The sequence below is a fragment of the Clostridium sp. genome (assembly GCF_026168755.1).
Taxonomy (GTDB): Bacteria; Bacillota; Clostridia; order Clostridiales; family Clostridiaceae; genus Clostridium.
The window spans coordinates 25,594-50,294 of record NZ_JAPFDR010000003.1; the positions used below are offsets into that span (position 1 = coordinate 25,594).

Consider the following 24,701-nt stretch of genomic DNA (forward strand, 5'->3'; position numbering starts at 1 on the left):
AATCTATTTATAAAATAACTTAAATACTTTGGAATCCCTTACCTTTAACTTCGGAGATATCAATTATTGTAATAAATGCTTTGGGATCAATTCTAAGAATTTTATTTTTTAAACTTATCATTTGTGATGTAGTTACTGCAACATATAAAAGCTTTCTTTGATGATGGGTATATCCACCTTCAGCCATAAGAGAGGTGATACCACGATTCATATCTTTAATGACATAATTTATTATATCTCCTTCTTTTTCAGTTAAAATAAGAAGAAGTTTTTTGCTAGTAAAACCACTTAAAACTTTATCTAGAATAGTGCTTGTAATAAATAAAGATATAAGTGTATATAAAGCCTTAGGCAAACCAAAAATAAAGGCTGCTATCGTTACTATAATTAAGTTAAATCCAAATCCAACTTTACCTATATCAAGATTAGAATATTTTTTTCTTACAACCATGGTTATTATGTCAGTTCCTCCAATAGAACCATTTCTAAAGAATATTAAACCATAACCAATTCCACTTAAAACACCACCATATATGCAATATAATAATGTATCATCAACTTTAACTAATGAAGAGAAAGGCTTAGTTATCATTAATGCTGTTGAAAAAGAAATCATTCCTATAGCTGTATAGATAGTAAATCTTTTACTAAGGAATTTATAACTTACAAAAAATAATGGGATATTAAGTATAAATACAGTAATACCAGATGGAATATTCCACAGATATTGAAGAATAAGTCCTATACCTGTTACACCACCACTTAACAACCCTGCATTAGATAAGAATAAATTTACTCCTAAAGAAGAAATAAAACATCCTATTATAATTACTACAACATCAATATAAAAACTTTTACTTTTAAATAAATCTTTCATAATATTACCTCTGTATAGATATATCTATAGTTATCATAAAGATTATATATTAAAAAGTAAAATATGTTAAGTGATTTATTAACTTACTTTATAATAAAATAAAAGAATATTATACAAGTTATAAAGAAGAATAGTTATTTATAAATAATAATTATATAGATAAATAAAGAAAAAGATAGTAATCAAATGAAATAGTATTTTTTTCTCTATATTTTGATTTGTACTTAGATTTTACAAGAATAAATAGCAATATTATAATTAACAATATATTGTGTTAAAGATATAAACATGTACAACATATGGTGGAGGAATGAAAGTGATTAATTTAGATAATATATGCCAAAAAGCAATTGATGGAATAGACGATTTACAAGGAATTTATATAAAAGAAAAACTAATTGAGAGCTGTAAAAATATAATTAGAGAATCTATGGATAGTGAAGGAATTAGAGACTCTGTAATCCAAGCTGCATTAGAGTTAACTACTGAACAAGAACCTAAATGGCAATATGTTGCATCTAAGTTATATGTATATAGATTGTATGATGAAGTTAGAAGAAATAGAGGAATAAATTTAGAAATTAAGCCTTATAGTAAATTTTATCAATTTATTAGTGAGATGACAGATAAAAATTTATATGGCAAATATATTCTAGAAAACTATACTCAAGATGAAATTGAGGAATTAGAAAAAGAAATAAAGCCAGAAAGAGATTTTATATTTACTTATAGTGGTATAGACTTACTAACAAAAAGATATTTAATTCAAGATTACAATAGAAAACCTCTTGAGCTTCCACAACAAATGTTTATGGGAATAGCAATGCATTTAGCAATTCCAGAAAAGCAAGAAGATAGAGTTATGTGGGCAAAGAGGTTTTATGATGTTTTAAGCTCTCTTAAAGCAACTATGGCTACTCCTACAATGTCAAATGCAAGAAAGCCATTTTATCAACTAAGCTCATGTTTTATTGATACAGTGGAGGACAGTTTAAAGGGAATATATAAATCATTAGATAACTTTGCTGAAGTTTCGAAATTTGGCGGTGGAATGGGAATTTACATAGGAAAAATAAGAGCAATTGGTTCAACAATAAGGGGATTTAAAGGTGCTTCAGGAGGAGTTATTCCTTGGATAAAGCTATTTAATGATACAGCAATTGCTGTTGATCAGTTAGGTGTTAGAAATGGATCAGTTGCTATATGGTTAGATGCATGGCATAAAGAAGTTCCAGAATTTTTACAATTAAGAACTAACAATGGAGATGATAGAAAAAAGGCTCATGATATATTTCCAGGTCTTTGCTATCCAGATTTGTTTTGGAGATTAGCAGAAGAGGATATAGATGCAAATTGGTATATGATGTGTCCTCATGAAATAAAGTCTGTTAAGGGATATTCATTAGAAGATTTTTATGGTGAAGAATGGGAAAAAAGATATTACGATTGTGTTAATGACGAAAGAATAGACAAAAGAGTTATGTCTGTTAAGGATATAGTTAGATTAATAATAAAGAGTGCAGCTGAAACAGGAACTCCTTTTGCTTTTTATAGAGATACGGTAAATAAAATGAATCCTAATAAACATAGGGGAATGATTTACTCTTCAAATCTTTGTACTGAAATAATGCAAAATATGAGCCCAATGGATATTCAAGAAACAACTATGTATGATGAAAATGGAGATACTATTATTGTAGAAAAGACTAAGGCAGGAGATTTTGTAGTTTGTAATTTATCATCTGTTGTTTTAGGAAATGTAGATGTAAATAGTGATGAAGAGCTAGAGTATGTAGTTGAAACTCAAATAAGAGCTATGGATAATGTTATAGATTTAAATTATTATTCAGTACCTTTTGCTGAGGTAACTAATAAAAAATATAGAGCAATTGGTCTTGGAACTAGTGGATATCATCATATGCTTGCAAATAATAAAATTCATTGGAATGATGAAAAACATTTAGAATTTACAGATAAGGTATATGAAAAAATTAATTATTATGCAATCAAGGCAAGTATGAATATTGCAAAGGAAAAAGGAGAATATTCATGCTTTAGAGGTTCGGATTGGGATAATGGCGATTACTTTAAGTTAAGAAATTATAATTCAGAAGAGTGGATTAAGTTACAAAAGGATATTAAAGAATGTGGCTTAAGAAATGGATATCTTTTTGCAGTTGCACCTAATGGTTCTACAGCAACAATAGCAGGAACATCAGAAGGAGTAGATCCAGTTATGGCAAGATTCTGGTTAGAAGAAAAGAAGGGAAGTATAGTTCCTAAAACAGCACCTAATTTAAGTTGGGAAAATTTCTGGTTCTATAATTCTGCATATAATACAGATCAAAATCTTTCTTTAAAGATAAATGGAATAAGACAAAGACATATAGATCAAGGACAGTCATTTAATCTATATATAACAACAGATTTTACTATGAGACAAATAATGAACTTATATATAACTGCATGTAAATGTGGAGTTAAATCAATCTACTATGTTAGATCAAAATCTTTAGAAGTAGAAGAGTGTGAAAGCTGTTCTGCATAAATTAAAGTGCCTCAGAGTATTAGTGTAAAATAATTAAAAATAAGTTAGGTACTTTTAATTAATCTCTGAGGTATAGTCAAATTTGAATAGTGGGAGAATAGTAATGAATGTAAATAAAAAGCCTTTATTTAATGAAAATGGTGATATAGAAGTTAATAAGAAGAGAATGATAAATGGTAATACTACTAACCTAAATGACTTTAATAATATGAAATATGGTTGGGTTGCTGATTGGTATAGACAGGCAATGAATAACTTTTGGATTCCAGAAGAAATAAATTTATCACAAGACTTAAAAGATTATAATAAGCTTAATGAGTATGAGAGAACGGCATATGATAAGATTTTATCTTTTTTAATATTTTTAGATTCAATACAAACAGCTAATTTAAGTAATATAAATAACTATATAACAGCAAGTGAAGTTAATTTATGTTTAACTATTCAAGCTTTCCAAGAAGCTGTACATTCACAAAGCTATAGTTATATGCTTGATACTATATGTTCACCAGAAAAAAGAAATGAAATCTTATATCAATGGAAGGATGATAAAATTCTTTTAGAAAGAAATAAGTTTATTGGTGAACAATATAATAAATTTTTAGAAAATCCAAATAAAGAAAATCTTATAAAAACAATTATGGCAAATTTTATATTAGAAGGAATTTATTTTTACTCAGGTTTTATGTTTTTCTATAATCTTGAGAGAAATGGAAAAATGCCAGGATCAGCTCAAGAAATACGTTATATAAATAGAGATGAAAATACACATCTTTGGTTATTTAGAAACTTAATTAGAGAACTTCAAAAAGAAGAGGCAGATGTATTTACTGATGATTTAGTTAATGAATTAAGACTTATGATGAAAACTGGAGTTGAACATGAAATTAACTGGGGAAATTATGTTATAGGAGAGAATATCCAAGGAATTAATAAGAATTTAATTGAATCATATATTAAATTCTTAGGAAATAAAAGATTAAAGGAAATTGGATTAGAGCCATTATTTGAAGGATATGATAGAAATCCAGCAGCCTGGGTAGATTCTTTAGCTAATGCTAATTCTGTAAAAACAGATTTCTTTGAAGCTAAATCAACAGCCTATGCAAAAGCAAGTGTCTTGGTTGATGACTTATAAGTGAAAGCCCAAATTTTATATTTGGGTACTTACTTTAACTATTTAAATTTATATTTTTATGAGAAAGTTTGCGCAAAAATATAAATTTTAAAAATTTTAATGATAACGTTCTTAAAAATATGTTATAATATTTTTTGTTCGTATAAAATTTCTATAAGATAGATTAAAAAAATAAAAAATCTATCCATAAATATTTATAAATGTTTATATTTTATCACGAAATTTACATAATGTTGTAGGATTGTGATCTAATGTATAAATAATATTATTAACAGTACTAAATTTATGCTTAAGTGTAGGAGGAGAATTGAAATGAAAAAAGGTATTGCTGCATCAAAAGGTTATGCAATAGGTAAAGTATTCATTCAAGAACATGAAGAGATAGTTATAACTGACGCAAAGGTTAGTGACATAGCTGCAGAAAAAGAAAAATTATCACTTGCTTTAGAAGCATCAAAAGAACAATTAACAGCAATTAAAGAAAAAACTTTAGCTGAAATTGGTGAGCATGAAGCTGCTGTTTTCGAAGCTCATTTAACTTTATTAGATGACCCAGAGTTTACAGGTCAAATGGAAATGACAGTTGAAAGTGAAAGCTTAAATGCTATGAAAGCTGTTCAAAATGTAACAGATACATTCGTTATGATATTTGAATCAATGGATGATGCATATATGAGAGAAAGAGCTGCTGACATAAAAGACGTTTCTAAAAGAATCATCTCTAACTTAGCAGGAAAAGGTGGAAGTGCATTTGCTATAACTGAAACAAATACAGTTGTTGTTGCTTATGACTTAACTCCATCAGATACAGCTCAATTAGATAGAAGTAAGGTTGTTGGTTTCTTAACTGATATCGGAGGTAGAACTTCTCACTCTGCTATTATGGCTAGAACATTAGAAATTCCAGCTGTTGTTGGTTTAGGAGATATAACTAAATCAGTTAAAAATGGTGACTCAATAATCGTTGATGGTATTGAAGGATTTGCAATAATTAATCCATCAGAAGAAGTTATTGCTGAATATCAAGCTAAGAAAGAAAAGTTTGCAGCAGAACAAGAAGAATTAAAGAAACTTATCGAAGTTAAAACTGTAACTAAATCAGGTAAGAGAGTTGAAGTTTGTGGTAACATCGGTAAGCCAGAAGATATAGATCAAGTTTTAGCTAACGGTGGAGATGGTGTAGGTTTATTCAGAACTGAATTCTTATACATGGATAGAGACCAAGCTCCAACTGAAGAAGAACAATTCACAGCTTACAAAACTGTTTTAGAAAAAGCTAACGGTAAGCAAGTTGTTATCAGAACATTAGATATCGGTGGAGATAAGGTATTACCTTACTTACCATTACCAGAAGAAATGAATCCATTCTTAGGATATAGAGCTATAAGATTATGCTTAGATAGAAAAGATATATTCAAGGTTCAAATCAGAGCTTTATTAAGAGCTTCTGTATACGGAAATCTATGCGTTATGTTCCCAATGATTTCTGGCTTAGAAGAATTCAAAGCTGCTAAAGAATTCGTTGAAGAATGCAGAGCTGAATTACATGCTGAAGGAGTTAAGACTTCAGAAACTACTCAATGGGGTATCATGGTTGAAATTCCAGCTGCAGCAGTTATGGCTGATGAATTAGCTAAGTATGTTGACTTCTTCTCAATTGGAACTAATGACTTAATCCAATACACATTAGCTGCTGACAGAATGAGCGAAAAAGTATCATACCTTTATAATCCAATGCACCCAGCTGTATTAAGATTAATAAAGATGACTATAGATGGAGCTCATAAACACGGTAAGTGGGTTGGAATGTGTGGAGAAATGGCAGGAGATGAAGCTGCTATCCCTACATTAGTTGAATACGGATTAGATGAGTTCTCAATGAGTGCTACATCAATCTTATCTGCTAAGAAGATAATATTAGAACAAGAATAATATGTAAAGAGAGAATCGCATTAGCGATTCTCTCTTTTTTGCATTAACATTAATTAACGTATATTTCCCAATAATTATATAATTTGTTATATTAATTAATAGTGATAAATTAATATCATATTTATAAAATATAGAGTTAAAAAGCGATATATTTTAATGTAGATGAAAGCAATGAGGTGATTATATGAAAAAATTAATAGAATTATTTATATCTATATTTAAGATTGGAGCTTTCACTTTTGGAGGTGGATATGCAATGATTCCATTAATTGAAGAAGAGATAGTTAATAATAAGAGATGGTTAAGTAAAGAGGAATTTGTTGATATTTTAATAGTTGCACAAAGTTTACCAGGAGCTTTAGCAGTAAATACATCTATATTTTTAGGATATAAAATAAGTGGAATACTAGGAGCACTAACTGCATTAATGGCAATTATATTACCCTCGTTTTTTATAATATTAATAATAGCTATATTTTTTATGCAGTTTAGAGATAACTATTATGTTAATGCAGCATTTAAAGGAATAACTGCAGCAGTTCCAATGCTTGTATTAGTAGGAGCAATTAGTTTATCAAAGGGCTTATCAAAAAATATTAGAACAATATTAACAATAACTATAGCTTTAATAGCTTTAATTTTTTTTAATATTCATCCAGTATTAGTAGTGGTGATATCAGGGATATATGGAGCTATGTTTTTAAGGGAAAAGGTGAGTTAATGGAACTATTAATTAGGTTATTTATAGCATTTTTAAAAATTGGAACTTTTAGTTTTGGTGGCGGGTATGCAATGTTACCATTCATACAAAAGGAAATAGTAGAAAGTAATACTTGGATATCAATGTCTGAATTTACAGATATAATAGGCATATCACAGATGACACCTGGACCAGTAGCTATAAATTCTGCAACATTTGTTGGATATAAGGTAGCTGGAATAGGAGGAAGTATACTATCTACTTTAGGGGTAATTACAACATCTTTTATATTAATAACAATAATAAATAAATTATTAAGTAAATTTAAAGACTTAAAAGTTGTTAAAGCAGCTTTATTAGGAATGAGACCTGTTCTTATTGCACTTATAATTTATGCATTTATAGATTTAGCAAAAGAATCATATGTAGATTTAAAAAGTATAATAATAACTTTGATAGTTGGGGTTATATTATTATCAAAAAAGGTTCACCCTATATTAGTAATAGTTATAGCAGCCATATTGGGACTAGTTTTTTATGTGTAAATCTTAAAAGCAATGTGGTTAGGCTATTTAAAGGAGGTTAAAAATGATTACTGTTATTAAAAATATAAATGTATATGCACCAGAAAAGTTAGGAAAAAAAGATATTGTTATTGTAAGTGATAAGATTGAAGGGATATATGATAATGTAAATATCCCTAATGATTTTATAGAGGTAAAAGTAATAGATGGGGAAGGTAAAATATTATTTCCAGGATTTTTAGATTGTCATGTTCATATAATTGGAGGAGGAGGAGAAGGTGGATTTAGAACTAGAACACCAGAAATATCAGTGATTTCATTAGTGGAAGCTGGCATTACTACAGTTGTAGGATGTATAGGAACTGATGGAGTATGTAGAAATATGAGGTCACTTATTGCAAAAGCAAATGGATTAGAAGAAGAGGGAATAACATCATATTGCTATACGGGCTCATATGAGATACCGGTAAAGACAATTACAGAAAGTATAAAAGGTGATTTTATGATGGTAGATAAGGTTATTGGTGTTGGAGAGATAGCATTATCAGATCATAGAAGTTCACAGGCATCATACCAAGAGTTTGTTAACACTGTAGCACAAGCTAGGGTAGGAGGATTATTGTCAGGAAAAGCTGGAATTGTTAATGTACATTTAGGAGATGGTGCTAGAAGGTTAGAATATTTATTTAAACTTATAGAAGAAACTGAAATTCCTCCAACACAGTTATTGCCTACACATATTAATAGGAGTGACAAATTATTTGAAGTTGGAATTGAATATGCTAAAAAAGGAGGATTTATAGATTTAACAACAAGTTCAGATCCTAAATTTTTAGAACCAGGAGAGTTAAGAGCTGGAGAAGGATTATCACTTTTATTAAGAAATGGTGTGGATATTGAACATATAACATTTTCATCTGATGGAAATGGAAGTATGCCTGTATTTGATAGTAATAGGAAACTAGTTGGACTTGGAATATGCTCTGTTAAAACTCTTTATAGAGAAGTGAAGGATAGTATACAAGAACATAATGTACCTATAGAAGATGCAATAAAAGTAATTACTTCAAATGTTGCAAAATTTCTTAAGTTACATAATAAGGGGAAAATAGAAGTAGGAAGAGATGCAGATTTTGTTATTGTAAATAAAGAGAGTTTAGATATCAATATGGTAATTGCTAAAGGGAAAATTGTTGTTGAGGATGGAAAGGCATCTATAAAACCAACATTTCAATAGAAATATGAATAAAAATTTAAGGGTTACCCCTTTTAGGTAGCCCTTAAATTTTTATTATAATGTAAAAAATAAATGTTGTCCTATAGAGACTATATTATGCTTTTCAACACCTTGCATCCAAGTACAAGTAGCTATATCTGGATTGTAGAAAAATACAGCATCTCCTGTAGGATCATTACCGCTTAATGCATCATATACAGCATCAAAGCATTCTTGAGTTGGTTGAACATCAATACTACCGTCAACTATACAAGAAAAAGCTTTTGGTTGAAATATAACACCTTGTATAGTATCAGGAAAACCGTTATTAAGAGCCCTATTTAATATAACTGATGCAACAGCAACTTTTCCTTCATAGGGCTCACCCTTACTTTCAGCATATACAACTTGAGACATTAAATAAATATCTGATTGTGTTAAATAAAGCATTTGATTGTTATCTTTAAAAACTTCAACATATTCTTCATCAGATAAATTTATATAGTTACTTCCATTATTTTCTAAATTTAATAAATTATTTTCTATTTTTGTACTTGCGCTTACCTTAGTAGTGGATAAATTTGATAAGCTTAAATCAAGTGCTGAAAGAGATAGGGTTAGAATAATACAAAATAAGAATTTTCCAAGTTTCATAAAAAAACCTCCTTTTGGAATAACCCAATCGAGATATATTTTACCCAGAAAATTTAAAATAATACAAAAGATTATCAGAAAGAGTTTAATAATGATTCAAAGGAAGTTTTTACATCATCATATTTAGAGTAGGCATTATCATAATTTTTGTTTATAGTTTCTTTATTTTCCTCATAACTAGGTGAAGATTTCTCATATATAACAGCAATTTTTAAAGAATTTAAGTATGTTGAATATAAAGTAAATGTATTATTTAAGCTATTATAATAAGACATACAACCTTCAGGTATTGAAGAGTAATTAAAATCCTTCTTTATAGTTTCCAGTGTGCTTTCTTTTTCTTTAATATCATTAAGAATTACATCTAAAGATCTATTTTCTTTTCTTATTAAATTTATAGCTGGTTCTAAATCATCTAATATTTCAGAAAATTCATTGCTACATTTAGTTAACTTTTCAATATATGCATTGTATTGAGTTGTTTTAATTGATTCTTCTTTATTTAATTTTTCTAATGTATTTAAGTATCCAATTAAATTGTCTAAAAAAGCTTCACTTTCTTCTGGGAAGCTTAAATAAAAGCCATAAGGAGATAAATCTTCATAACTTTTTTCACAGCTTTCTTTTAAAATTAGTATTTCAGAAGTAATTTCAGATATAGATAAATTGCTAGTATAAGATAGAACATCGACACAGTAGCTGTATAAGCTCTCTGTATTTTCAATACATGAAATTAGTTTTGGAATTATGTTAGGGGTATTGTTATTTGCTATTACCACAGCAGATACCTTTTCTTTTAATTCCTTTAATTGTTTTAAATTATCATTTAATATGTTGGATGTTGATTTACTATTTATCGTTACACCGTTAATACATTCTTTTAATGATAAATTTATTTTTGATAATTCAGAAATATAAGGTTCAAAATCTTTTAAAGCAGTATCTTCAATAACAATATAATTATTATCACTAGTATAAGAAATAGAATTAGTACGTTTATGTAATAATAACATCATAGATGAAGTTAATATTACACAAATTAATAGTGTTATAACAAAGGTTTTATTTTCAGAAAATGATTTTTTTATGTTTTCCATATATATCACATCCTTTAAATTAACTTACAATATTAAATATTATGAAAAAAACTTTTTCTATAATTTATATTATTATGAAAAATAAAATATACTTAAATAAAGTTAATTTTATTGTTGAAAATAAAAAAGTATAAAAATTTAAAGTTAAGAAATATAAGGGAATTTAAAGAATAAAAATAGAGTTATAATATTTTAACAATCATTAGAATGGTGTATAATTTAATTAGAAAATGTATGGTGGTGGATTAAATGCAAAATTTTATTTCAATGATAATGAATTCACTAAAGAGCATGTCACTTATTGCTATTATTGATATTTTAGTAGTAGCATTTATATTTTATAAAGGGTATATGCTTATTAAAGAAACAAGAGCAGAACAGCTATTAAAAGGAATAGCATTTATAATAATATTAATTCCAATTAGTTCTATATTAAATTTAAGTATGCTATATTTTATATTAAGCAAAACTTTAACTATTGGAATAATATCTGTTGTTATAATATTTCAACCAGAGATAAGAAGAGCGTTAGAGCATTTAGGGAGAAGTGCTTTTGAAGATAAACATGGCTTTGAAGATAGAGAACAGAGGAATATTTATGTTAGTGAGATTGTAAATGCAGTAGCTAATTTAGCAGAAACAAAGACTGGTGCATTAATTGCAATTGAACAGGGAACAGGGCTTGGAGAAATAATATCTTCAGGAACTATAATAGAAGCAAAAATAACTTCAAATTTATTAGAAAATATATTTGTTGTAAATACACCACTTCATGATGGAGCAACAATAATAGGAAGAGATAAGATATTAGCAGCAGGATGTGTTTTACCTTTAACTAATAATAAGGAAATTAATAAGAAATTAGGAACTAGACATAGAGCAGCAATAGGATTATCTGAAATATCTGATGCACTTGTTATTATAGTATCTGAAGAAACAGGAATTATTTCTTTAGCTATAAATGGACGTTTAACTAGAAATTATGATAAAGACAGATTAAGAACAATTTTACTTAAGATAATGGAGCATAGAGAAGAAAAGAATGTTAAAACTGCTGGCAAGAAGGTGAAAACATGGATAACTGGAAAAATAAACAGAAAATAATTGTTCAACTAGTGTGTCTTTTGCTATCTATAGGATTGTGGATTTATGTAACTAATATAGAGAATCCTATAAAATCTTATGATTTGAGTAGAGTGCCAGTAGAAATTAAAAATGCTGATAGCTTAAAAGATGCAGGTTTGGCATTAACCCCAAATCAAGAATTTTATGTAAGTTTAAAAATAGAAGGTAGTAGTCAGGATTTATTTAGCATAGATAAGAGTGATTTTACTATAAGTGTAGATTTAAGCGAATTTGTACTTAAAAATGGAGAGAATAAAATTGCAGTAAATATAGAAAGTGCTCCAAGTACAGTTAAAATAAAAAATAGCAATGGTCTGACCATAACAATAAATACTGAGGCATATTCTACAAATGAGGTTGCGGTAAAATCTAAAATTAATGTTATTTCCAAATCAAGTTATTATGTAGCAACTCCTGTATTTAGTCCGGAAACTATAGTAGTATCTGGACCAGAATCTTTAGTAAATAAGGTAACAAAAGTTGTTGCAGAAGGTGAAGAAGGTAATGCAGTAAAGACCATTGTTAAAGATTATATACTTAAACCTGTAGATGAAGATGATAATGAAGTAACAGGTGTTGAGCTATCTCAAAAATGGGCAGAGGCAACTATTGAGATAAATCAAGGTAAGACAGTTCCAATTAAGGTAAATACTACAGGAACATTAGCAAGTGGTCTAAGATTAAAGTCAATAAGTTCAACTATAACAGAGATAGGAATAACAGGGCCTGAATCTACATTAAGTTCAATTAGTGAAATTGGAACAGAAACTATAAATCTTTCGGAAATAACAGATAGCACTAATATTGATGTTGCATTAGGAATACCAGATGGAATATTAATTCATAATGGTGAAAATTCTATATCAGTAAGTATAGTTGTAGAGAAAGTACAGACGAAAGAATTTACTATTGATTATTCAATGAAAGGAAAGCAAGAAGGCGTAACTATTGTTCCTGAGAATAATAAAGTTACTATAACAGTTTCTGGTTTCGAGGATGTTTTAAATAGTCTTACGGAGGCAAACTTTACTGCAGAATTAGATTTATCTGAGTATACTGAAGAGGGTGAATTTTCTAAAGCACCAACTGTGAGTTTAGTTGGAGTAGATAATGTTAATATAGATAGTGTAAGTGAAATAAAACTGAAAGTAACAAAAGATGTACCTACAAGTGGGGAAGAAGTACAAGAAGAAGTACCACAAGAATAGCTTAAAAAATAAAGTTGGCTCATGCTAACTTTATTTTTTTATATTCTTGTTAAAACATTAAGAGCCTTAACTATTAACTATGTTAATCTTGTGATACAATATTAAAAACTAGAAATAATATTATTAAGGGTGATTATATGACTATAAGAATTAACAACCTAAGTCTTGGGTTAGATGATGATATAAAATTATTAAAAAAGAAAGCAAGTAAGAAGCTTAGAATTTCTGCAGATGAAATTAAAAGTTTTAAAATAGTTAGAGAGAGTATAGATGCGAGAAATAAAGATAATATTAAACTTACATATGCAATTGAAATTGAACATAAAGATGAAGAAAAGTTAGTAAATAGAGTTCATGATAATGATGTTAGAATAGATAATTCAAAATATGAGCCAGATGTTGAACCAGGTAATGAGGTATTAAATCATAGACCAGTAGTGGTAGGTTTAGGACCAGCAGGATTATTTTCTGCGCTAATGTTAGCACAAAAAGGTTATAAACCATTAATTATAGAGCGTGGAGAAGATGTTGATAAAAGAACGGAGACTGTGGATAAGTTTTGGAAAACAGGAGAATTAAATTTAGAGTCTAATGTTCAATTTGGAGAAGGAGGAGCGGGATCATTTTCAGATGGTAAGCTAACTACTAGAATTAAGGATAAAAAGTGTGATTATGTTTTAGCTGAACTAGTTAAAGCAGGAGCTCCAAAAGAGATTAGATATGAAGCAAAACCGCATGTAGGAACTGATATATTAAAAGATGTAGTTAAAAATATAAGAAAGCAAATTATTGCTTTAGGAGGAGAGGTTCGTTTTTCTTCTAAGCTTGAATACATAAAGAGTAGTGATGGAAAAGTAAAGAGTATAATAGTAAATGGTGATGAAATACCATGTGAAGCACTTGTTTTAGCTTTAGGACATAGTTCAAGGGATACATATGAAATGCTAAATAGTATTGGAATATTCATGGAGCCAAAAGCTTTTGCTGTTGGAGTTAGAGTTGAACATCCACAAGAAATGATAAATGTAGGTCAATATGGTAAAATGGCTAGTCATCCAAGATTACAAGCAGCTAGCTATAACTTAACATATCAAAGTAGGACTTTAGGAAGAGGTGTATATTCTTTCTGTATGTGTCCAGGTGGAGTTGTTGTTGCTGCAGCATCTGAAGATAAAAGGTTAGTTTCTAATGGAATGAGTTATCATGCAAGAAATGAAGAAAACTCTAATTCAGCTTTAGTTGTAACTGTTGGGCCAGAAGATTTTGAAGGAACTTCAGTTTTAAGGGGAATGGAGTTTCAAAGACACTATGAATCTTTAGCATATAAAGTTGGTGGAGGAAACTATAAAGCTCCAGTTCAGTTATTAGGTGATTTTGTTAATGATAGAAAATCAACTAAACTAGGGGCAGTAACGCCAAGCTATAAGCCTGGATTTGAATTTGCTGATATGAGGGAATGTTTACCTTCATATGTAGTAGAAGGAATAAAAGATGGAGTTAATAATTTTGATAGAAAAATTAAAGGTTATGGAAGGGAAGATGCTGTTTTAACAGGAATAGAAACAAGAACTTCAGCTCCAGTTAAAATAACGAGAAATGAGAGATTAGAAAGTATATCATTAAGTGGCTTATATCCATGTGGAGAAGGTGCCGGTTTTGCTGGTGGAATTGTATCAGCTGCAGTTGATGGAATTAAAGTTGCAGAAAGAATTATAGAAAAATACAAACAAATATAATAAATATTATTTAAAGAAAATCAGTAGTTATAAAAATTATTTGATTTTCTTTATTTTTTTCTAAAAATAGTTAAAAAATTAACGTGAATTTTCTGAAAATTTAGGTTTTTATTAAAAACTTTGATAAAATAGATTATAGGTAAATATTTCATTATATAAAAATATATTGTAATATTTAATTAATATGGTTATTAAAAGGGTTATAATAGGAGAGGTGTATTATGAGTAAAAGTTTTGATGATTTACTTTCAAAGTTAAAAGTAGCAGAAAAAAAGAAGTTGGCTGTAGCAGTAGCACAAGATGAGCCAGTTTTAGAGGCTGTTAAAGCAGCAAAAGATAGAGGTATAGCAGATGCTATTTTAGTTGGAGATAAAGCAAAAATTGAAGAAGTAGCAATAAAAATTGATATGGATTTAACAGGTTTTGAAATAATTCATGAAGAAGATGTTAAAAAAGCAGCACTAAAAGCAGTACAATTAGTTTCTAGTGGTGAAGCAGATATGGTTATGAAAGGTTTAGTAGATACAGCTACATTTTTAAGAAGTGTATTAAATAAAGAAGTTGGACTTAGAACAGGAAAATTAATGTCCCATGTATCTGTATTCGAAATTGAAGGAATAGATAGATTAATATTATTAACAGATGCAGCTTTTAATACTTATCCAGATTTAAAGGAAAAAGTTCAAATAATAAATAACTCTGTAATGGTTGCAAAAGCTTGTGGAATACAAAATCCAAAAGTTGCACCAGTTTGTGCTGTTGAGGTAGTAAATCCAGATATGCCTGCGACAGTAGATGCAGCATTATTATCTAAGATGAGTGATAGAGGTCAAATTAAAGGCTGTATAGTTGATGGACCTTTAGCGTTAGATAATGCATTATCAGAAGAAGCAGCACATCATAAGGGAGTTACTGGTTCAGTGGCAGGTAAGGCAGATATATTATTACTTCCTAATATAGATGTTGCAAATGTTATGTATAAATCATTAACTTATACAGCACCAACAAAGAATGGTGGTATATTAGTTGGAACATCAGCTCCAGTTATCTTAACATCAAGAGCAGATAGTTTTGAGACTAAAGTAAATTCTATTGCATTAGCAGCATTAGTTTCAGAAGGTAGAAAGTAATATTAGGGGGTATTGAGAGATATGGCATATAAATTATTAATAATTAATCCAGGATCAACATCTACTAAAATAGGTGTTTATGAGAATGAAAAAGAGGTTTTTGTTGAAACTTTAAGACATTCATCTGATGAAATAGCAAAATACGATAGTATTTTTGAACAAAAGGAATTTAGAAAAAGTGTAATTATGAATGTATTAAAGGAAAATAATTTTGATGTTAATACATTAGATGCAGTTGTTGGTAGAGGAGGAATGCTTAAGCCAATACCTGGAGGAACTTATGAGGTAAATGAAGCATTACTTAATGATTTAAAAGTTGGAGTTCAAGGTGAACATGCTTCTAACTTGGGAGGAGTTTTGGCAAATGAGATTGCAAAAGAAGTTGGGGGAAGAGCTTTTATAGTTGATCCAGTTGTTGTTGATGAATTAGAACCTGTAGCTAGAATATCTGGAGTTCCTGAGCTACCAAGAAAGAGTAAATTCCATGCACTAAATCAAAAAGCTGTTGCTAAGAGATTTGGAAAAGAAAGCAAGAGAGGATATGAAAATTTAAATCTTATAGTAGTCCATATGGGTGGAGGAGTTTCTGTTGGAGCTCATAAAAATGGTAAAGTTATTGATGTTAATAATGCATTAGATGGTGATGGTCCATTTTCACCAGAAAGATCTGGGGCAGTTCCAGTTGGAGATTTAATTAAAATGTGCTTTAGTGGAGAGTATACTCAGGAAGAGGTATATAAAAAGATTGTTGGTAAGGGTGGATATGTTGCATATCTTAATACTAATGATGCAAGAGATGTATTAAGAGAAAAAGAAGAAGGAAATAAATTCGCTGAGTTAATTTACAATGCATTTATATATCAAGTATCTAAAGCTATAGGAGAGATGGCGACTGTATTAAAGGGAAAAGTTGACTCTATTATTTTAACAGGTGGAATAGCATATTCACCTATAGTTGTTAGTGATATTAAGGGAAGAGTAGAATGGATTAGTAATGTGGCTGTATATCCAGGAGAAGATGAATTGCTAGCATTAGCTCAAGGTGCTATTAGTGTACTTGATGGAGAAGAAGAAGCAAAAGAATATTAATATACAAAAAATGTAATCGCCTCTGAGGTCATTCCAAATATTGGATATTTTTAGAGGGGATTACATTTTTAGGTTTTAAATTTTTATTAATGTCTATTAACTTTTATAAATATTATCCGTATAATTAAAGTACTAACGTTTTGAGGTGATTAAATGTCAGGTAGCATACAAGGAATAAATAATATAAATACTATTTTACAACTTAATAATCTTAGCAAAACAAAAATAGGTAGTACAAATACATCAGAAATAAATGATTTAAATAGTCTTTCAGGATGTTCATGTAGTTCAGGATTAGAATCAATTTTAGGGTTAAGTTCAAGCACAGGATTAGGTTCAACATCAGACTCAAGTTCAAGCGCATTTAATATAATGCTTACTAGTTTACTTAATGCTATAAGTCAAAAAAATAAAATAGCCAAAACTGAAGCAGAAAAAGTTTCATTAGAAGATATATTTAGTACATATAATAATTCGATATTAAATAATGGAAATATAAATACTAATAATTACATAGCAACAGATGTATCAAATCTAACTGTAGATGAAAGAATAGAAAATGCAGTACAATTATATTCTAATAAGTATGGAGTTGATCCTAATTTAATAAAAGCAATAATAAAAACAGAATCAAATTTTGATCCTAATGTTGTATCGTCTGCGGGTGCAAAGGGGCTTATGCAATTAATGCCTGAGAATTGCGAAGCTTTAGGTGTACAAGATCCTTTCAATATAGAACAAAATATTGAAGGTGGAGTAAAGCATATAAAAGAATATATAGATAGATATAATGGTGATGTTGAAATGGCATTAATGGCTTATAATGGTGGACCTACTAGAATGATGAATAGAGGGGTTAAATCAATAGCTGATATTTACAAAATGCCAAAAGAAACACAAAACTATGTTCCAAAAGTAATGAGCTATTATAGAGGTTTTGCAAATGGAAATTAGGGGTATACAAACAAGTAGAACTATGGGAGTGAAAGAAAAAATAATTTCTAACAGAAGTGATTTTTCAGAAAGCTTTATGAGATCCTATAAATCTGCAACTAAAGAAGAACTTGAAAATTACATAAAAGATATTAAGAAAAAAGGAAATAAGCTAATTTTAACAAAAAGTTATATTGATGTGAAAAATTATAAAGCAACTATAAAAAATTATTTAAAGGCAGTAGTTGATTATACATATACTTTAAATAAAAATATAGGTTTTTGGGAAAATCAATACTATTCTACAGTTGAAACTATTAATGAAAAATTAGAAAGTTTGACTAATGAATTATTAAGCGAAGAAAAAGAAAATTTAGATATATCTTCAACAATTGATACAATACAAGGTTTACTAATAGATATTTATAAATAAAAGTAGATACTTACTAGATATAAAATATCAAAAACTTGATTTAGATAATTTATAAAAGGAAAAAGTGATGATAAATGGATAAGATTGAAAAAGAAAATTTATACGAAGTAGAATTTGAAGCTCTAAATAAAAAAGAAGTAGAGCCTTTTGAGAATAAAAATTATATATTATCAGCAAAAGTTGATGTTAGTGTTACATTAGGTAAATGTAAGAAAAATATTAAAGATATTTTATCATTAAAAGAAGGTAATGTTATTTGCCTTGATAAAACTATAGATGAAGATTTAGATATATATGTTAATGATAAATATGTTGCTAATGGAGAAAGTATAAAAATTGAAGATAAAATATCAGTAAGAATAACAGAGTTTAATTCTGATGAAGAATAGGAATCCTAACAAGGATTCCTTTTATTATTCACAAAATTGTTTATTATTTTTATAAATTTTGTGAAAAGACTAAATTAAATTGTGGATAAACCGATAATTATATTTATGGATATGATTAAAAGCTAGATGGAGGTAATTATGAAAGTAAGCTCTATAATGGCAAACAACATGATAAATGCATACAGTAAACAAAGACAATATGTAAAATCAGATACGGCCAATAAATCTATAAAGGATACAGTACAAATATCAAAAAGCGCTAAATACTTAAATGAGATAAATAATAATGAAGGTATAGATTTAGATAAAATTAATGAAATAAAACAAAGAATAAAAAATGGAACATATAAAATTGATTCAAGAAGTATTGCTAAGAGTATTTTGAATAATAATAGAGGAGATTAAAAATGAATTCGGAATTAAAGCTAGTTATCTTTGAAGAAAAAAAGATATTACAGTGTTTATTAGAATTATTAGATGAACAGTATAATTTAATTTTAAGCAAAGATACTATTGCCCTAGGTAGTATAGCAAACAAAATAGAAGAAGAAGGCAAGAATTTAGCTAATATTGAAATAAAAAGAAGAAATATCGCTACTGAAGAAGAATTTAATAATTTTATTAAGAATACGGATGATGAACATATTATAAAAGTTTATGAAGAAATAAAAAAAATTATTATTAATTTACAAAATCAAAAAGATATTAACAGTATTTTAATAAAGCAAAGATTATTCTTTACAAATAAAATGATTAATGCTATAAAGCCATCAAAAGGAGTTAGCACATATAATGCTTATGGAAAAATAGGAAGATAGCAGGAGGAAAAATTATGGCAGGGTTATTAGGAACTCTTAATACAGCAAAGTCAGGAATGAATGTAAGCCAAGTTGCAATACAGACAACTTCGCATAATATAAGTAATATTAATACACCGGGGTATTCAAGACAACAAGTAAAACAAACAGCAAGTAGTGCGTATAGTACACCAGGTTCAAATATGAGTTTTTCCGCAGGACAAATAGGTACAGGAGCACAAATTAATGATGTTACAAGAGTAAGAAATACTTTTTATGATTATCAGTTTAGAAGTGAAAGCCATAACTATGGTGCTACTAGTGTTAAATATAATTATTATCAAAATATTGAGAGTATTTTTAATGAACCAAGTGATACAGCTATTTCATCTACATTAAATGATTTCTTTAATTCATGGAATGAGTTAGCTAAAGACCCTAATAGTAGCGGAGTTAAAAATGTTGTTTTAGAAAGTGCTAATAATTTAGCTATTAGTATTAGTAATGCTTATGATAAATTAGATAGTTTAGGAAATAGTTTAAATGATCAACAGGATGCTATATTAAAAGATATTAACTCTAAGATTTCAGAACTAAAAGAGCTTGATAAAAATATTAAGGTTATACAGGGTTCAGGAAAAAGTCCTAATGATTTATTAGACCAAAGAGATAGTATTTTAGATGAGTTAAGTTATAAAATTGATATTACTAATAGCGATGTAAAGAAGCTTTTAGAAACAGCAAATGCTGATGGTAGAGAACTTACATTAGATGACTTTAAAAAGTTAGGTGCTGACAAGGTTTCAGGAGAGCTACAGGGAACTATTTCTATGCAAGAAGATATACAAAAATATAAAGATAGTCTTACTACATTAGCAGATACTGTTATAAAAACAGTAAATGATAAGTTGACAGGAGATAATCTGTTTACTAATCAGTCAGGAAAAATTATATCTGTGAGTCAAACTATAAAGGATAATCCTGATAGTATAACTGTAACTGCTGACGAAGCATTAAAATTATATAATACAAAAAACGAAAAGCTAACTATTGGTGGAAAAGATTTAACTATAAATAATTTTTATAATAGTATTATTCAAGAAGTTGGGCAACAGTCTGCAGCTGTAATAAGAGATGAAAGTAATCAAAGTAAACTTTTATCAAATATTGATTCTTCAAGAGCTAGTGTTTCTGGAGTATCTTTGGATGAAGAAATGATAAATCTTATACAATTTCAACATGCTTATAGTGCAAGTGCAAAAGTATTATCAACTATAGATTCTCTATTAGATGTTGTTGTAAATGGAATAGTTAAATAGGAGGTATTAATATGAGAGTAACAAATGGAAATATGATGAGTAGCTATTTAAAGGATATTCAAAGTAATCTTCAAAGTATGAATAAATTAAACAACCAGTTAAATACTGGAAAACAGGTTAATAAAATTTCAGATGATCCTTTAAAAGCTGTAAAGATAATGAATTTAAATAATGAAATAGATGATATTCAAAAATATAATGGTACTTGTGATGAAGTTACAGGTTGGCTTGATGTTACAGATAGTGCATTAGATTCAGTTGGAAGTTTAACTAGTGAAATAAAAACTCTTTTAAAATCTATAAGTGGAGCTGTTGGAGAAGATGAAATAAAGTCTATTGCAACAGATGTTAATGGAAAGATTCAACAAATGGGAGAAGCTTTTAATACTACTTATGCTGGAAAGTATATATTTGGTGGGACAGCAACTGATACTGCACCTGTTAAGTTTACAACTAATGCAACTGGAAATGTATCTCTTAGTTTTAATACTAATGATGGAAAAGTAAGTAATGAAATGAAAGAAAGTTTAAATGCTTCATTATCTAGTGGTATAAACATGGAATATAGTTTAAATATTAATAAGGTTAGTAATGATGGTGAGCTTTTCACTGTATTTAATGATGTTTCAGCTGCTTTAAATAAAAACCCTATTGATAATGAGGAGATCAGTAAATTATCTGAAAAACTTGATTCTTCATTAACTGATATATTAAATAATAGATCTGTAGTAGGATCAAGAAGCAATACTGTTAGTTCAGTTAAGGAAGCTAATGATGATAATGCAGTACAAATGGAAGGTGTTTTATCTAATATACAAGATGTAGACGTTACTGAAAAGTATATACAGTATAGTCAAGCACAAATGGTATATACAGCTAGTCTTCAAGTTAGTTCTAAGTTATTCCAAACAACAATATTAGATTACATAAGGTAGGAGATAATAATTATGGATATAATATTTAAGAAAGGTATACCAGGTTTCGATTCTCTTAGAGAATTTATTATTACAGATTTAGAAGATAATAAAAAGTTTAAAGTATTACAATCAAAAGAAAGTGAAATTAGTTTTGTAATGACAGATCCATTTGAAATTTATGATAATTATGAAATTAATTTAAATGATGAAATAATAAAAGAATTAGAAATTAAAAATCCAGAAGATGTTCTTATATTAAGTATAATAACTCTTGGTAAAACTTTAGAAACTAGTACTATGAATTTAAAAGCTCCTTTAGTTATTAATATAAAAAATAATTTAGGGAAACAATATATTATGCAAAACAGTAAATATGAAACAAAACATCCTTTAATAAGGAGAGATTAATATGTTAGTTATCACTAGAAAAAAAGATGAATCATTACTAATTGGTGATGATATAGAAATTAAGATAGTTAAAGTCGAAGATGGTAGCGTAAAATTAGCAATTTCAGCACCAAAAGATGTTACTATTCTTAGAAAAGAAGTTTTTGAAAGAGTAAAAGAAGAAAATAAAGAAGCGGTAAGTGGAAATATAGATATTTTAAAACAATTTAAATAGGAGGAAACAAATTATGAATTCAAATTCATATAATGCATATAAACAAAACACAGTAAAAATGGCATCAAAAGAACAATTACTTTTGATGCTTGTTGATGGAGCGGTTAAATATACTAAAATTGCAAAGATGTCAATTGAAAATAGAGATATGGCAAGAGCACATAGAGAGTTTATAAGAGTTCAAGATATTTTTACCGAACTTATGGTAACTTTAGATAGAAGTGGTGGAAAAGTATACGAAGATTTATATAAAGTATACGAGTTTATTAAGTCAAGATTAGTTCAAGCAAATATAAGAAAAGATGTAAAAATAATTGATGAAGTGTTACCTTTAATAGAAGAAGTAAGAGATACTTGGCATGAAGTAAGTATAAAAAGTAAAAAAATTAAGATATAAAAAATAGATAAGGGGGATTTATATGACAAGTGTTAGTTCAAGCACAAGTGCAAGTAGCTCTAATAGAATAACAGGATTAGCTACTGGTATTGACATAGATGAAATGGTAAAAGGTATGCTTACTACCGATCAAAGTAAAATTGATAAAGCAGAGCAAAAGAAACAAACTGAAGTTTGGCAACAAGATACATATAGAGGGGTTATTACTGATGTTAAAGGTCTTTATGATAAATATTTTACTGCCACTTCAGATGACTATATACTAGGAAGTAAAACATTTAGTGTTATTAATGTTAAGAGTTCAAATAGTAATGTAATAACGGCTACTGCAGGGGCTGGAGCAGATAATATTAATTATAAATTTAAGGTGAATAAACTAGCAGAGCCTGCAAAATTACAAGGTACAGTAGCAAGAAGTCAAGTTATTTCTACTCAAGAAGAAAAGATAAATATAAATGGGAAAGAAATAACTATTGCTGCAAATTCAACTGTTGATGATGTGATAAAGAATATAAATAACACTTTTAGTGATGATTCAGTAAAGGCAAGCTATAGTGAAATGACAGGAAAAGTTACTATTGAAACTAAAGAAACAGGTGAAGATAGTAAGTTAGAATTTAGTGGAGCTTTATTTGACAAAATGGGTATACCTACAAAGGATAATTTGGGTCAACCTATAACTGAAGTTAAAGGAAGTAATAGTAATATAGAAGTATATGATGCTGATGGTACAACGTTATTAAGAAAAGTAGAAGAGAAAAAAAATAGTTTTACTATAGATAGTATTACATACAATGTTAATGATATAAGTACAGAGTTAGTTTCAATGAAGTCAACTAAAGATACACAAAATACAGTTGATAAAATAAAAGAGTTTATTACTGATTATAATAAAATGACTGAGAAAATTTATGGGTTAGTTACTGAAAAGAAAGATTATAATTATCAACCATTAACAGATGATCAAAAAGATGAAATGTCTGACAAAGAAATTGAAGATTGGGAAAAAAAAGCTAAGGCCGGTATATTAAGAAATGATAATGATTTAAGAAGATTCCTAGATAATATGAGAAATGCAATACTTGGACAGGCTGGCCTAAGTGATATAGGAATAACAGGTGTAGATGGATATAGTAAACCAGGACAACTTGCTTTAGATGAAGAGAAATTAAAAAGTGTATTAGAAGAGGATAATTATTCAGTTTATAAAACTGTAACTGATGCTCTTGATAAAATGAGAGATGTAACTTACTCATATGCAGGAAGCTCGTCGAGTGTTTTTGCTAAAAAGGCTGGTATTGCTAATACTGCTAGTGAAACAAACAATTTATTTACTGAACAAATAAAAAAACAAGAAGAGTATATTAAAGACTTAAAGAATAAAATGCAAGAAAAGCAAGAAAAATTGTATCAAAAATTTGCTGATTTAGAATCTAGTATGAACACTTTAAATTCACAAATGAGTTATTTAATTAGTAGTTTAAGTTAATATAGAATGGGTAATATTATATGATAAATTTATATAAAGATATATCAGAAGAAATATTAAAATTATTAGAAGATAGTGATGTAAATACAACTGAACTTATCAATAAATTAGAAAAAAGACAAGATTTAATTGATAGTTTAAATGAAGATAAATTAGAAAAATTAAAAAAAGATTATAATGAAAATGAAATTTATAATATAGATAAAGCTATAAAAGCGAAACTTTCAATGGAAATTATAGCTACAAAAAAAGAAATTAATAGTTTTAAAGTAAATAAAACTGCAAATTCAGCTTATGCAAATATGAATAAAAATAATTTAAATATTTTTTATAAAAAAGTATAAAGTATTAAAAAAACTAACCGATATATATATACATATAAGGCAATTAATCCTAAAAATTAGACAAGGATGTCGTATCATAAAAACTAA

General features: G+C 28.1%; 26 protein-coding genes. 23 read left to right on the plus strand and 3 right to left on the minus strand.

The genetic code is table 11. The annotated features are described in order from the left end of the window. Positions 1-19: 19 nt before the first annotated feature. Positions 20-877 (minus strand): YitT family protein, encoded by an 858-nt coding sequence (locus Q0Y03_RS02120; RefSeq protein ID WP_297712188.1) that lies wholly within the window; start codon positions 875-877, stop codon positions 20-22. A gap of 310 nt (positions 878-1,187) precedes the next feature. On the opposite strand from Q0Y03_RS02120, the gene Q0Y03_RS02125 reads away from it, so the two are divergent. The 6 genes from Q0Y03_RS02125 to iadA all read left to right on the plus strand — a co-directional run bounded on the left by Q0Y03_RS02125 (position 1,188) and on the right by iadA (position 8,956). Continuing rightward, complete coding sequence (locus Q0Y03_RS02125; RefSeq protein ID WP_297712189.1) at positions 1,188-3,425, plus strand: ribonucleoside-diphosphate reductase subunit alpha; 2,238 nt, start codon at positions 1,188-1,190, stop codon at positions 3,423-3,425. A gap of 103 nt (positions 3,426-3,528) precedes the next feature. Continuing rightward, a complete protein-coding gene (locus Q0Y03_RS02130; protein WP_297712190.1) occupies positions 3,529-4,563 on the plus strand; it encodes a ribonucleotide-diphosphate reductase subunit beta in 1,035 nt (344 codons plus the stop codon). 312 nt (positions 4,564-4,875) lie between these two features. Beyond that, positions 4,876-6,495, plus strand: a complete 1,620-nt coding sequence (gene ptsP / locus Q0Y03_RS02135; RefSeq protein WP_291675734.1) for a phosphoenolpyruvate--protein phosphotransferase — start codon at positions 4,876-4,878, stop codon at positions 6,493-6,495. A 184-nt stretch (positions 6,496-6,679) separates the two neighbouring features. Continuing rightward, positions 6,680-7,216, plus strand: coding sequence for a chromate transporter (locus Q0Y03_RS02140; RefSeq protein ID WP_297712191.1), 537 nt, complete (start codon positions 6,680-6,682; stop codon positions 7,214-7,216). After that, the gene (locus Q0Y03_RS02145; protein WP_297712192.1) at positions 7,216-7,740 is read left to right on the plus strand and encodes a chromate transporter; all 525 of its coding nucleotides are present in this window, start codon (positions 7,216-7,218) and stop codon (positions 7,738-7,740) included. Before Q0Y03_RS02140 ends, Q0Y03_RS02145 begins: the two co-directional genes overlap by 1 nt. 43 nt (positions 7,741-7,783) lie before the next feature. Then, complete coding sequence (gene iadA, locus Q0Y03_RS02150) at positions 7,784-8,956, plus strand: beta-aspartyl-peptidase (RefSeq protein ID WP_297712193.1); 1,173 nt, start codon at positions 7,784-7,786, stop codon at positions 8,954-8,956. A 54-nt stretch (positions 8,957-9,010) separates the two neighbouring features. Here iadA and Q0Y03_RS02155 read toward each other — a convergent pair whose 3' ends face one another. Together Q0Y03_RS02155 and Q0Y03_RS02160 are read right to left on the minus strand one after the other, a co-directional pair. Then, positions 9,011-9,589, minus strand: a complete 579-nt coding sequence (locus Q0Y03_RS02155) for a cell wall hydrolase (RefSeq protein WP_297712194.1) — start codon at positions 9,587-9,589, stop codon at positions 9,011-9,013. 74 nt (positions 9,590-9,663) lie between these two features. Further along, positions 9,664-10,686 carry a hypothetical protein gene (locus tag Q0Y03_RS02160; RefSeq protein WP_297712195.1) on the minus strand — a complete coding sequence of 341 codons (1,023 nt, stop codon included), beginning with the start codon at positions 10,684-10,686 and terminating at the stop codon, positions 9,664-9,666. Between the two features lie 249 nt (positions 10,687-10,935). Between Q0Y03_RS02160 and cdaA the strand changes: the two genes are divergently transcribed. From cdaA to Q0Y03_RS02245, 17 genes are all read left to right on the plus strand, one after another. Beyond that, on the plus strand, positions 10,936-11,790 hold the full coding sequence (gene cdaA / locus Q0Y03_RS02165; protein ID WP_297712196.1) for a diadenylate cyclase CdaA: 855 nt from the start codon (positions 10,936-10,938) through the stop codon (positions 11,788-11,790). Further along, the gene (locus tag Q0Y03_RS02170) at positions 11,760-13,019 is read left to right on the plus strand and encodes a CdaR family protein (protein WP_297712197.1); all 1,260 of its coding nucleotides are present in this window, start codon (positions 11,760-11,762) and stop codon (positions 13,017-13,019) included. The genes cdaA and Q0Y03_RS02170 overlap by 31 nt, the downstream gene beginning before the upstream one ends. Before the next feature lie 137 nt (positions 13,020-13,156). Beyond that, positions 13,157-14,755: an FAD-dependent protein gene (locus Q0Y03_RS02175; protein WP_297712198.1), complete on the plus strand. Its 1,599-nt coding sequence runs from the start codon at positions 13,157-13,159 to the stop codon at positions 14,753-14,755. Between the two features lie 221 nt (positions 14,756-14,976). After that, positions 14,977-15,885 (plus strand): phosphate butyryltransferase, encoded by a 909-nt coding sequence (gene ptb / locus Q0Y03_RS02180; RefSeq protein ID WP_297712199.1) that lies wholly within the window; start codon positions 14,977-14,979, stop codon positions 15,883-15,885. A gap of 21 nt (positions 15,886-15,906) precedes the next feature. Continuing rightward, on the plus strand, positions 15,907-16,974 hold the full coding sequence (gene buk / locus Q0Y03_RS02185) for a butyrate kinase (RefSeq protein WP_297712200.1): 1,068 nt from the start codon (positions 15,907-15,909) through the stop codon (positions 16,972-16,974). A 153-nt stretch (positions 16,975-17,127) separates the two neighbouring features. Continuing rightward, complete coding sequence (locus Q0Y03_RS02190) at positions 17,128-17,928, plus strand: lytic transglycosylase domain-containing protein (RefSeq protein WP_297712201.1); 801 nt, start codon at positions 17,128-17,130, stop codon at positions 17,926-17,928. Next, on the plus strand, positions 17,918-18,340 hold the full coding sequence (locus Q0Y03_RS02195) for a YaaR family protein (protein WP_297712202.1): 423 nt from the start codon (positions 17,918-17,920) through the stop codon (positions 18,338-18,340). The genes Q0Y03_RS02190 and Q0Y03_RS02195 overlap by 11 nt, the downstream gene beginning before the upstream one ends. Before the next feature lie 74 nt (positions 18,341-18,414). After that, the gene (locus Q0Y03_RS02200; protein ID WP_297712203.1) at positions 18,415-18,729 is read left to right on the plus strand and encodes a FliM/FliN family flagellar motor switch protein; all 315 of its coding nucleotides are present in this window, start codon (positions 18,415-18,417) and stop codon (positions 18,727-18,729) included. A gap of 138 nt (positions 18,730-18,867) precedes the next feature. Then, positions 18,868-19,134, plus strand: coding sequence for a flagellar biosynthesis anti-sigma factor FlgM (gene flgM / locus Q0Y03_RS02205; RefSeq protein ID WP_297712204.1), 267 nt, complete (start codon positions 18,868-18,870; stop codon positions 19,132-19,134). Positions 19,135-19,136: 2 nt separating this feature from the next. Then, positions 19,137-19,547 carry a flagellar protein FlgN gene (locus Q0Y03_RS02210; RefSeq protein ID WP_297712205.1) on the plus strand — a complete coding sequence of 137 codons (411 nt, stop codon included), beginning with the start codon at positions 19,137-19,139 and terminating at the stop codon, positions 19,545-19,547. 14 nt (positions 19,548-19,561) lie between these two features. Further along, complete coding sequence (gene flgK, locus Q0Y03_RS02215) at positions 19,562-20,845, plus strand: flagellar hook-associated protein FlgK (protein WP_297712206.1); 1,284 nt, start codon at positions 19,562-19,564, stop codon at positions 20,843-20,845. Between the two features lie 11 nt (positions 20,846-20,856). After that, positions 20,857-21,780: a hypothetical protein gene (locus tag Q0Y03_RS02220; protein WP_297712207.1), complete on the plus strand. Its 924-nt coding sequence runs from the start codon at positions 20,857-20,859 to the stop codon at positions 21,778-21,780. A gap of 12 nt (positions 21,781-21,792) precedes the next feature. Continuing rightward, positions 21,793-22,170 carry a flagellar assembly protein FliW gene (gene fliW / locus Q0Y03_RS02225; RefSeq protein WP_297712208.1) on the plus strand — a complete coding sequence of 126 codons (378 nt, stop codon included), beginning with the start codon at positions 21,793-21,795 and terminating at the stop codon, positions 22,168-22,170. A gap of 1 nt (position 22,171) precedes the next feature. Then, the gene (gene csrA, locus Q0Y03_RS02230) at positions 22,172-22,384 is read left to right on the plus strand and encodes a carbon storage regulator CsrA (RefSeq protein WP_297712209.1); all 213 of its coding nucleotides are present in this window, start codon (positions 22,172-22,174) and stop codon (positions 22,382-22,384) included. Between the two features lie 13 nt (positions 22,385-22,397). Next, the gene (gene fliS / locus Q0Y03_RS02235) at positions 22,398-22,781 is read left to right on the plus strand and encodes a flagellar export chaperone FliS (RefSeq protein WP_363318702.1); all 384 of its coding nucleotides are present in this window, start codon (positions 22,398-22,400) and stop codon (positions 22,779-22,781) included. A gap of 22 nt (positions 22,782-22,803) precedes the next feature. Further along, complete coding sequence (gene fliD / locus Q0Y03_RS02240) at positions 22,804-24,270, plus strand: flagellar filament capping protein FliD (RefSeq protein WP_297712210.1); 1,467 nt, start codon at positions 22,804-22,806, stop codon at positions 24,268-24,270. Positions 24,271-24,290: 20 nt separating this feature from the next. Further along, positions 24,291-24,614 carry a hypothetical protein gene (locus Q0Y03_RS02245; protein ID WP_297712211.1) on the plus strand — a complete coding sequence of 108 codons (324 nt, stop codon included), beginning with the start codon at positions 24,291-24,293 and terminating at the stop codon, positions 24,612-24,614. Positions 24,615-24,701: the final 87 nt, after the last annotated feature.

Excerpts from the sequence above, each read along its gene's own strand:
- Q0Y03_RS02120 (WP_297712188.1), bottom strand. The coding sequence starts at position 877 with ATGAAAGATTTATTTAAAAGTAAAAGTTTTTATATTGATGTTGTAGTA.
- Q0Y03_RS02125 (WP_297712189.1), top strand. The coding sequence starts at position 1,188 with ATGAAAGTGATTAATTTAGATAATATATGCCAAAAAGCAATTGATGGA.
- Q0Y03_RS02130 (WP_297712190.1), top strand. The coding sequence starts at position 3,529 with ATGAATGTAAATAAAAAGCCTTTATTTAATGAAAATGGTGATATAGAA.
- ptsP (WP_291675734.1), top strand. The coding sequence starts at position 4,876 with ATGAAAAAAGGTATTGCTGCATCAAAAGGTTATGCAATAGGTAAAGTA.
- Q0Y03_RS02140 (WP_297712191.1), top strand. The coding sequence starts at position 6,680 with ATGAAAAAATTAATAGAATTATTTATATCTATATTTAAGATTGGAGCT.
- Q0Y03_RS02145 (WP_297712192.1), top strand. The coding sequence starts at position 7,216 with ATGGAACTATTAATTAGGTTATTTATAGCATTTTTAAAAATTGGAACT.
- iadA (WP_297712193.1), top strand. The coding sequence starts at position 7,784 with ATGATTACTGTTATTAAAAATATAAATGTATATGCACCAGAAAAGTTA.
- Q0Y03_RS02155 (WP_297712194.1), bottom strand. The coding sequence starts at position 9,589 with ATGAAACTTGGAAAATTCTTATTTTGTATTATTCTAACCCTATCTCTT.
- Q0Y03_RS02160 (WP_297712195.1), bottom strand. The coding sequence starts at position 10,686 with ATGGAAAACATAAAAAAATCATTTTCTGAAAATAAAACCTTTGTTATA.
- cdaA (WP_297712196.1), top strand. The coding sequence starts at position 10,936 with ATGCAAAATTTTATTTCAATGATAATGAATTCACTAAAGAGCATGTCA.
- Q0Y03_RS02170 (WP_297712197.1), top strand. The coding sequence starts at position 11,760 with ATGGATAACTGGAAAAATAAACAGAAAATAATTGTTCAACTAGTGTGT.
- Q0Y03_RS02175 (WP_297712198.1), top strand. The coding sequence starts at position 13,157 with ATGACTATAAGAATTAACAACCTAAGTCTTGGGTTAGATGATGATATA.
- ptb (WP_297712199.1), top strand. The coding sequence starts at position 14,977 with ATGAGTAAAAGTTTTGATGATTTACTTTCAAAGTTAAAAGTAGCAGAA.
- buk (WP_297712200.1), top strand. The coding sequence starts at position 15,907 with ATGGCATATAAATTATTAATAATTAATCCAGGATCAACATCTACTAAA.
- Q0Y03_RS02190 (WP_297712201.1), top strand. The coding sequence starts at position 17,128 with ATGTCAGGTAGCATACAAGGAATAAATAATATAAATACTATTTTACAA.
- Q0Y03_RS02195 (WP_297712202.1), top strand. The coding sequence starts at position 17,918 with ATGGAAATTAGGGGTATACAAACAAGTAGAACTATGGGAGTGAAAGAA.
- Q0Y03_RS02200 (WP_297712203.1), top strand. The coding sequence starts at position 18,415 with ATGGATAAGATTGAAAAAGAAAATTTATACGAAGTAGAATTTGAAGCT.
- flgM (WP_297712204.1), top strand. The coding sequence starts at position 18,868 with ATGAAAGTAAGCTCTATAATGGCAAACAACATGATAAATGCATACAGT.
- Q0Y03_RS02210 (WP_297712205.1), top strand. The coding sequence starts at position 19,137 with ATGAATTCGGAATTAAAGCTAGTTATCTTTGAAGAAAAAAAGATATTA.
- flgK (WP_297712206.1), top strand. The coding sequence starts at position 19,562 with ATGGCAGGGTTATTAGGAACTCTTAATACAGCAAAGTCAGGAATGAAT.
- Q0Y03_RS02220 (WP_297712207.1), top strand. The coding sequence starts at position 20,857 with ATGAGAGTAACAAATGGAAATATGATGAGTAGCTATTTAAAGGATATT.
- fliW (WP_297712208.1), top strand. The coding sequence starts at position 21,793 with ATGGATATAATATTTAAGAAAGGTATACCAGGTTTCGATTCTCTTAGA.
- csrA (WP_297712209.1), top strand. The coding sequence starts at position 22,172 with ATGTTAGTTATCACTAGAAAAAAAGATGAATCATTACTAATTGGTGAT.
- fliS (WP_363318702.1), top strand. The coding sequence starts at position 22,398 with ATGAATTCAAATTCATATAATGCATATAAACAAAACACAGTAAAAATG.
- fliD (WP_297712210.1), top strand. The coding sequence starts at position 22,804 with ATGACAAGTGTTAGTTCAAGCACAAGTGCAAGTAGCTCTAATAGAATA.
- Q0Y03_RS02245 (WP_297712211.1), top strand. The coding sequence starts at position 24,291 with ATGATAAATTTATATAAAGATATATCAGAAGAAATATTAAAATTATTA.